Origin of the sequence: Microcystis sp. M113S1, assembly GCF_020246945.1 — a bacterium.
Taxonomy (GTDB): domain Bacteria; phylum Cyanobacteriota; class Cyanobacteriia; order Cyanobacteriales; family Microcystaceae; genus Microcystis.
Window position 1 is genome coordinate 1 of record NZ_JADBSA010000003.1, and the last position, 8,920, is coordinate 8,920.

An 8,920-nucleotide genomic window follows, 5' to 3' on the forward strand; every position below is an offset into this window, starting at 1 on the left:
CAATATTGACCGCAATAACAAGAAAATTCTCTACCAAAATACTTTTCGCACTCCTAATTATTTTTGGTTCGATCCTAATACCTTAGAATTGCAAGGATTTAGACTAATTGAGGGACAATATCAAGCTATTTCTGCCAATGACCGGGGTTATCTATGGAGTGAACAGTTAGGATTATATTTAGGCATATTTGAGCGTAAACTGCGTTATTTTACCGTCGATGGTCAACTGGTTCCCACTCCCCAAGAAGCTGAATTACAGCAAAGACAAGCAAAGGAACAGATTCTTTTAGAAAAGGAACAGATTCTTTTAGAAAAGGAACAGATTCTTTTAGAAAAGGAACAAGAACGACAGGCAAAAGAACAGGCTTTTTTAGAAAAAGAACAAGAACGACAGGCAAAAGAACAGGCTCTTTTAGAAAAAGAACAAGAACGACAAGCTAAGGAAAGATTAGCGGCAAAATTACGAGAATTAGGCATCAACCCCCAGACAATTTAGCCGGTTAAAATCTGCAAACAGCGATCGATAACCCCTTGAGTTACAATTATCTTGATTTGACTGGACAGACTTGAATGCAACTCACTCCCGAACAATACAAAGAAAAAATGCAGCGCCGCAAGGTCATCCAAGAGGAACGTTTAGCCGAAAAAATCGCTGAAAAAGGTTTAATTATCGTTAATACCGGCGATGGCAAGGGAAAAACCACGGCAGCCCTCGGTATGGTTTTACGTTCCCTCGGTCATGGTTACAAAGTGGCGGTGGTACAATTCATCAAAGGTGCTTGGGAACCTGCCGAACAAAAGATTTTTAGTGTTTGGGGGGAACAAATCGAGTTTTATGCTATGGGGGAAGGTTTCACCTGGGAAACCCAAGATAGAGAAAGAGATATAGAGAAAGCCGAAGAAGCATGGCAAAAAGCCCTAACTTTTCTCGAAAATCCCCAATATCAATTAATTTTACTCGATGAGATCAATATCGCCCTTAAATTCGGTTATCTGGATATTCAGGAAGTTATCGCTGTTTTAGCCCGAAAACCCGCTAATTGCCACGTTATTCTCACTGGTAGAGGAGCTTTACCCGAATTAATCGAGATAGCGGATTTAGTCACGGAAATGAAGTTAATTAAACATCCCTTTCGTCAACAGGGAGTGAAAGCGCAACCCGGCATCGAATTTTAACTTAGTGTCAGCAGAATTCCCTCGCTTTTAGCGATGGGAATTCTGCTGACCAACGTATAGACAATTCTCAAAAACCGATGCTCCGATGAACATATCTTGACCACTATTCCTTAAGCGATAAGCGAGCTTCGACGGGTCGTGTTGCAAGAAAAAGTATGGGTCTTAGGAACTAGGACGGATGCCGGGGTCGGGAAGGTAAGACTGGCTATCTTTCGAGGTAGAAAGCGCATCCCATTGAAGCAGGAAGCTCTCAACGACCTTGAGAGTAGTTCACCTAACTACTGCTTAAGCGTTGTACCGTTTCTCCCGACAATAATCGATGAGTTTCGGCGAGAAGATAGGGAATTTGATCAGCGTGGGGACTAGCGGCTAAACAGGCAGTTAAATCGAGTTTTTCCACCTCTTTTGCCTGTTGACCGGGGAACCAGTGACCCCCATTCCCCAAGAGATTGTATCGGGCCTTGGCAAAGTCAATCATATCGTAGGCGATAGCGAGATTGCGTAACCAGAGGATAGAACGAATATTGATGTGATTGGGGGTATTTTCCCAGCTAGGTAAACCCACAGACCAAGTTTTCACCCAATTATCGCCTAAACAGTTGATCATCTCCCCTTGCAATCTCTCGATAATTGGCGGTAAAATCTCCTCGGCTCGATCGAGTAAGGGTAAAGTTTTCAGGTGTTCATCAAAATCTCTGGCTCGCGCAGCACCGATACTAAGGGTATGGACGGTCGGATGACTGAGACAGAATAGGTTATTAAAAACCATCGGACTGAGAGGAAAACAGAGAGCAACGAGCTTAGGGGGAGGATTGTAGAGATGGCCACCCTTATCGGAGGGACTAATGATAAAAACCCCCATATCGTGCTGTTTTGCCGCTTCTATGGCCGGCCAGTTATTCTGAAAAATATAGTACCAGTGCAAATTGAGGTAATCGTAACAATTTGTGGCAATAGTCTTGACAATTACATCAGTTGGTGCATGGGTCGAGAAACCGATAAAACGAACTTTTCCCTGTTGCTGTAATTTTTTCGCCTCTTGCCAACAACCGCCCTCGGCCATAGTGTCATCGAGAATTTCAGCGGTGTTGATGCCATGGATACCCAACAAATCCACATAATCTAACCGTAAAAATTGCCTGGATTGCTCAAATTTACGGCGAAATTCCCGCACATCTTGACTAGGAGAAACTTTCGTCTGCACGATAATCTCATCTCTGGGTAGTTGCGGCAAAATTTTGCCTAATTGCATCTCCGAAGTGCCGTAACCCCTAGCGGTTTCGATGTGATTAATCCCCACTTCCAGAGATTTATTGATGATTGCCTCTAAATTGCCTTGATTCTCGTCGGGAATTTGCGACATCGGCACATCCTGCCACTGAAATTGATAGCGCATTCCCCCACAGGAAAACACCGGCATTTGTAGATTAGTGCGACCGAAACGACGATACTGCATATATTCAGTTATCAATTATTAGTGGGAAGTGAGGAGACCACTTCGTGCGCGTTGCGGGGGGAGAAGGGAGAGGGGTGATGGGGTTTTAGGGTTTTAGGGTTTTGGGGTATTAGTTGAAACTTCCCTATTTCCCCATTCTCCCATTCCCCCATTCCCTATCCCCTGTTCCCCGTTCCCTAAATTTAATCGGGTAAAGTAAGAATTTCGACACCGGTTTCGGTGACGGCGATGGTGTGTTCAAATTGGGCCGAAAGTTTACCATCTTTAGTAATAGCAGTCCAACCGTCTTTTAAGACAATATGTTGCCAGGTTCCCTCATTAATCATTGGTTCAATGGTGAATACCATGCCGGGGCGAATTTTTTTGCCCTTGCCACGAGTGCCGTAGTGGGGAACCTGCGGACCGGTGTGAAAAACATTACTGATACCATGACCGACAAAATCTCTAACCACCGAAAATCCTTCTCCTTCGGCGTATTCTTGGATAGCCGCCCCGATATCGCCGATTTTACCCCCCGGCTGCACTGCATCTATGCCTCTTTGCAGACATTCTCTGGTAACTTCCACTAACTTTTTGGCCAAGGGGGAGGGAGTACCGACAAAGAAAGTGCGTGAGGTATCGCCGTGATAACCTTCTAAAATCGGGGTGACATCGATGTTAATAATATCGCCCTCTTTAAGGATTTGATTGGCGCTGGGGATGCCGTGACAGATGACCTCGTTAATGCTAGTACAGATAGACTTAGGGAAACCATGGTATCCTAGGGGCGCACTTTTCGCTCCCTGGGCGCAAGTCCAACGTTCTGCCTCATCATTGATTTCCAGGGTACTTACCCCCGGTTTGACCATATCTGCCAGATGGTCTAACAGTTTAGCCGCTAATCGTCCGGCTCGACGCATTTTTTCAATTTCCCGGGGAGAGAGTAAGGTGATGGTATCGTTGCCCATGAATTATCCGACTGTTAAGAAAGATTCTTGTTACATTTCTTATCCTAGCAAAATCGGGCAGCGTTATTGTTTAGGGGGGGAGACTTTTCAGTTATCAGTAAACAGTAAACAGTAATCTCTCTCAGTGGCTCTTCTGGTTTATGTGTGGAAACGCGGTCTATACTGATAGAATATCCGCAAAATAGCCCTAAAAGTCTTGCCCGATAAGCATTTCACGATTCCATAAGCAAAAATTATCACACAAAGTCGAGAAGAGCCAATCAGTGAACTGAAAACTCACATATGATAACTGATAACTGATAACTGATAACTGATAACTGATAACTGATAACTGATAACTGATAACTGATAACTGATAACTGATAACTGATAGCTGTCTCCCGTCCCCTGACAAAACAAATTAACCGAATCTACCGGCTACATAATCGCGAGTTTGTTGATTAACTGCATCGGTGAAAATTTTCGGGGTGGCATCACATTCCACCAAACGACCGACGCGGGTTTCATCGGCATTAAAAAAGGCCGTGCGATCGGATACCCTAGAGGCCTGTTGCATATTGTGGGTGACAATGACGATCGTGTATTGTTCCTTCAATTCATGGATTAATTCCTCGACTTTGAGGGTAGAAAGGGGGTCTAAAGCGGAACAAGGTTCATCCATTAATAATACTTTTGGTTTTACTGCCAAAGCGCGAGCAATACACAATCTTTGTTGTTGTCCTCCCGATAATCCTAAAGCGGATTTATTCAACAGCTCTTTAACTTCATTCCAAAGAGCAGCTCCTTTTAAAGCTGATTCCACAATCGCATCTAATTCACTGCGACTAGCGGAACGATAAATTCTAATACCGTAGGCTATATTATCGTAAATACTAGCGGGAAAAGGGTTAGGGCGCTGAAACACCATACCCACCTGTCGCCGTAAAGTATGAAGGTTAACTTTGGGGGCGTAGATATCCTGGCCAAAAAACCTAACTTTGCCCTTAACTGTCACTTGCCCCTCTAATTCCCCGATGCGATTGAGAGCTTTTAAGAGAGTAGATTTACCACAACCAGAGGGGCCGATCATGGCGGTTACTTGCCTTTGAGGTATTTGTAAAGAAACCCCTTCCAGGGCTTTTTTGCTACCGTAGAAAAAGCTAAGATTTTCGACTTCGATCGCCGAATTAGCTAGAGAAGTATGGGTGTTCATGGTAGAGGAATCGATCATCAGAAAAGTGCTTAATTTGAGCGTTTACGAGTGACAAAACGGGAGAGAAGGCTAGTAATTAAAACTAAGATAATTAGGACTAAAGAAGCTGTCCAAGCTAGGGAATTTTGTTCAGGAAAGGGGGAACTAGCGTAGTTATAAATCAACACCGTTAAAGCCGGTGTGGGCGACCAAAGACTTTCTTGCCAAAATTGACTAAATAAAGCCGTAAACATTAAGGGGGCGGTTTCTCCAGCGGCCCGGGCCACCGCTAATAATATCCCGGTCATAATCGGTGCGATCGCTGCTGGCAGGACAATGCGAAATACCGTATTGAAACGGGAACCCCCCAAAGCGGAAGAACCGAGACGGTAGGACATGGGTATTAGTTTTAGGGACTCTTCCGTGGTTAAAGCGACGATGGGCAACATAATCACCCCCAAAGCAAAGGCCCCCGCTACGGCGGAAAATTGTTTGGTGGTTAAGACCAAAACCCCGAAGGAAAACACCCCGACGATGACGGAAGGGGTACTACTCAACACCACGATCGCAAAGCGCAGAATACCGCCAATTTTGGAACCCCGAGCGAATTCCGAGAGGAAAACCCCGGTGAGAATCCCCAGAGGTATGCTGCCTAAAGCCGCTAAACCGACCATGGTTAAAGTCCCCACGATTGCATTGGCAAAACCGTTGGGAACACTGGGATCGGAGCCAACTGGGGCGGGTAAAGAGGTGAAAACTTGCCAATTAAATCCGGGTAAACCTTCTTTGACAATTTGAAAGAGAATAGCGAATAAAGGCAGAATGGCGATGGCACTAAGAGCGATCGCTAAACCCGTGAGACCGTTGGTAAAAAAATGTCGCCACGGTGACAGGGGTTGCTGTAAATCTTCTTCGGGAAAAGCTCCTTGAGTCATAAATTAACGATTGCGGTTGATAAATTGTACTAATAAAGCCGCTACACTATTGACGGCTAAGGTAATAAAAAATAGAATCAAAGCTAGATACATCAAGGCTCCGATGTGGATTTTTTCAAAAGCTTCTGGGAAGGTATTAGCTAGTACAGCAGGAATAGTATAACCAGGGGCCAAGAGGGAGGGACTAATAATCGAGGAGTTACCGATTACCATGGCCACCGCCATAGTTTCCCCTAAAGCGCGCCCTAAACCGAGGATAATCGCCCCGATAATGCCAGAACTGGCCGCCGGCAACAACACGCGCCAGATGGTTTCCCAACGAGTCGCCCCTAGGGCCATGGAGGCGCTGCGTAATTCGGGGGGGACGGTAAGCAACACATCGCGACTGATAGCGGAAATAGTCGGCACGATCATGATGGCCAGGATCACACCGGCGATCAGCATACTTGGTCCCAACGGTTGGGTATTAAACAAAGGGAACCAAGCAAAATTTTGAAATAACCATTCTTGCAGAGGTTTCAGCACGGGAATTAGTACGAAAATCCCCCATAAACCAATAATTACACTGGGAATCGAGGCAATTAATTCCACTAGAAAACCGATGGGATAACGGACGCTTGCCGGCAAATAATTCTCGCTCGTGGTTAAAGCAACGGCGACACTGAGGGGAATAGCTAATAAAAGAGCTAGAATCGAGGAAACGATCGAACCGAAAATAAAAGGTAAACCACCAAATTTGAGGACGTTAACATCCCAAGTGGTTCCCCAGAGAAATCCCCAACCGAATTCATTGATCGCCGGCCGCGCATCCTGAAAAACAATCCAGGCCATCCAGAGCAGAAAGATTAAACCAGAGGCGGCACAAATCCAGACTAAGATTGTAAAAATGCGATCAAATAAACCCGCAGTACCGGGGCTTTCGTTAAGATTGGCCGCCGAGAGATCAAAAGACTCGACCGATTCAGAAAAATTAGCCATAAGGTAGAGAGCGATTAGCAGTTATCAGTTGTTTAAAACGCAACTGTAGGGGCTGAACATTGTTCAGCCCAGAGAAAAGAAATACTTGCAGTTAAGTGGGTGGGTGTAATTAAATACAAGATGAACGTAGAACGTAGGTTGGGTTGAAGCATGAAACCCAACGCCCGCATGGGTTACGAAGTGCGCTAACCCATCCTACAAATAATTGTGCCTCCCTACTTATTAGTTATGGACTTAACCGGTAACTTTTTTCCATCTTACTGGAAAGCGGTGACAATCAAGTTCACACTAATACAAAAGTATTTATTTAATTTTGTTAACTTCGGCTAAAACTTTTTGAGTCACCGATTGAGGAATCCGAGTAAATTCCAATTGATTGTTAATACCTTGACCGGTGGTGAGAATCCAAGTCAACAGTCTTTTAATTTCCGCCGCTTTTTTGTTATCAGCGTAGTCTCTCGGTACTAATAACCAAGTAATCCCGACGATCGGATAACCACTGCTCGGATCATCTACATTAGCGGTAAAATCAGCGTTAAATTTCACCCCTTCCATAGCTTTGTTAGCTTCGGCGAGACTCGGTTCGACAAATTGACCGGCTTTATTTTGAACTTTGGCAGTTCTCATGGTTGCCCCTTCATTTTTGCGGGCAAAGGTATCTTGAACGTAACCGATCGAGCCTTCTGTTTGTTTAACCAGGGCTGCCACACCATCATTTTTCGGTCCCTTGAGAACGGTAAAACCCCAGTTAGGTTCTTTGCTGGTTCCCACTTTACTTTTGAAAGAAGGACTAATAGCACTCAGGTGGGAAGTAAAAATCTCTGTAGTACCGCTACCATCGGCCCTAACCACCACTTTAATGGGTCGGTCGGGCAGTTTCGGATCCACTTGTTTCCAGTTGGTGATCTCGCCACTGAAGATTTTACCCAGGTTAGCCCGGGAAATTTGCAGGTTATTTACCCCGGGCAAATTATACACCACGGCGACGGCTCCTCCAGCGGTGGGAACTAGCAGTAACCCATTTTTCATCTGGCCTTTTTCCGAGGAGGAAGGAGCGGCATCGGAAGCCCCAAAATCGACGGTTCCGGCGATAAATTGCCGGACACCAGCACCACTACCGACGGAGTTATAGTTAACGGTGACACCAGTGGCGTTTTTATAGTCGGCAAAATAACGCTGGTATAGGGGCGCGGGAAAGGAGGCTCCCGCACCGTTCAGGGTTTGGGCGAAAGCTTCTCCCATCGTCCCTGCTAAGGCCGCTGCCGTGGCGAAGGAGACAGCACACACACGAGTTAGGGTAGCAGTTGAGAATATCATAAGTTTTCTGGTTGAAGAATCCTGCACAATTGGGAAAGTTGAACTTTCTTCAAAATATAGTTTAAGGCATAAATATTACTTTTAAATCTAGAAATATTGGGGATTTTTTTTGGTTAAGATTCGGTAAAATTTAGGTTAAGTTTAATTTAAAAAGTTCACAGCTTTTGGCAATAATTTAGATCGATCAAGACCAAAATCGATTGTATCCATTCAAGGATGAAATCTTAATTTAAACCATCACTTTACCAAATTGTCGGTTAAAAGCTGATACAAAAGTCTAGTCTCGTAAAACAGCAAGCGACACAGACCATCCTTACCCAGTGCCTTAAAGCTGGGTAATTCTTTCCTTTTTTCGATTCTTTGACCATTTTCGTGGTCGTAATAGATATGAATCCGGGGATTAAGCCAAGAATGCTTAAGCTTGCCAATAATCTCAGTTTTAGCGGGTTTATTAGGACAAATAGTAACCATTGCGTGAGCATACAAGTGAGAGCGCATCAAGTCGGAACCCTTCCAAGACTTTTTTACCTTGTCTTGTTTTGCTGAGGTATCCCCTGAAATTTGATAGGAATACCCTAAGCCTAGATAAGCCTGAAACTTTCTCAAACTAATATCGTGATCACCTCTAAAATAAGGTTTACCGTTGACCAGAAATCTTTCGATAGGATAGCAGTGCAAAAGCAGTAAACTTTGAGTAACCGTGCCGAAAAGAAACTGTTCAAATACTCGACAATAATCCTTAAACTGCTCTAATTCCAGAATTTCTCTTAAGTTTAGCTCCTTAACTGCGATTCTATCCTGGGTGGTGATTCGGTAGTAGTGATGGCGGCTTAATCCTTTGCTTTGCTGTGCATTGTAGTCATGGATAAAATACCAAAGGGTTCCCCAACGTGATTCTCCATTTTTTTAGAGAAAGATAGACTCTGTCTCACCAGCCGAG

Annotated in this window: 7 protein-coding genes and 1 pseudogene; 2 read left to right on the plus strand and 6 right to left on the minus strand. The window is 44.5% G+C overall.

The features are described 5' to 3' along the window. Positions 1–496: pseudogene (locus tag IM319_RS00135) on the plus strand (Uma2 family endonuclease); the annotation flags it as partial. 74 nt (positions 497–570) lie between these two features. Further along, positions 571–1,176 (plus strand): cob(I)yrinic acid a,c-diamide adenosyltransferase, encoded by a 606-nt coding sequence (gene cobO, locus IM319_RS00140; RefSeq protein ID WP_287734193.1) that lies wholly within the window; start codon positions 571–573, stop codon positions 1,174–1,176. Positions 1,177–1,450: 274 nt separating this feature from the next. Here cobO and IM319_RS00145 read toward each other — a convergent pair whose 3' ends face one another. The 6 genes from IM319_RS00145 to pstS all read right to left on the minus strand — a co-directional run bounded on the left by IM319_RS00145 (position 1,451) and on the right by pstS (position 7,980). Next, positions 1,451–2,632, minus strand: a complete 1,182-nt coding sequence (locus IM319_RS00145) for an aldo/keto reductase (RefSeq protein WP_287734194.1) — start codon at positions 2,630–2,632, stop codon at positions 1,451–1,453. 182 nt (positions 2,633–2,814) lie between these two features. After that, the gene (gene map / locus IM319_RS00150) at positions 2,815–3,579 is read right to left on the minus strand and encodes a type I methionyl aminopeptidase (protein WP_287077115.1); all 765 of its coding nucleotides are present in this window, start codon (positions 3,577–3,579) and stop codon (positions 2,815–2,817) included. Between the two features lie 400 nt (positions 3,580–3,979). Beyond that, positions 3,980–4,789 carry a phosphate ABC transporter ATP-binding protein PstB gene (gene pstB, locus IM319_RS00155; RefSeq protein WP_287734195.1) on the minus strand — a complete coding sequence of 270 codons (810 nt, stop codon included), beginning with the start codon at positions 4,787–4,789 and terminating at the stop codon, positions 3,980–3,982. Between the two features lie 11 nt (positions 4,790–4,800). Further along, complete coding sequence (gene pstA, locus IM319_RS00160; protein ID WP_286824269.1) at positions 4,801–5,685, minus strand: phosphate ABC transporter permease PstA; 885 nt, start codon at positions 5,683–5,685, stop codon at positions 4,801–4,803. Positions 5,686–5,688: 3 nt separating this feature from the next. Continuing rightward, a complete protein-coding gene (gene pstC / locus IM319_RS00165) occupies positions 5,689–6,663 on the minus strand; it encodes a phosphate ABC transporter permease subunit PstC (protein ID WP_287685528.1) in 975 nt (324 codons plus the stop codon). 303 nt (positions 6,664–6,966) lie between these two features. Further along, on the minus strand, positions 6,967–7,980 hold the full coding sequence (gene pstS / locus IM319_RS00170; protein ID WP_287734196.1) for a phosphate ABC transporter substrate-binding protein PstS: 1,014 nt from the start codon (positions 7,978–7,980) through the stop codon (positions 6,967–6,969). Between the last annotated feature and the right edge of the window lie 940 nt (positions 7,981–8,920).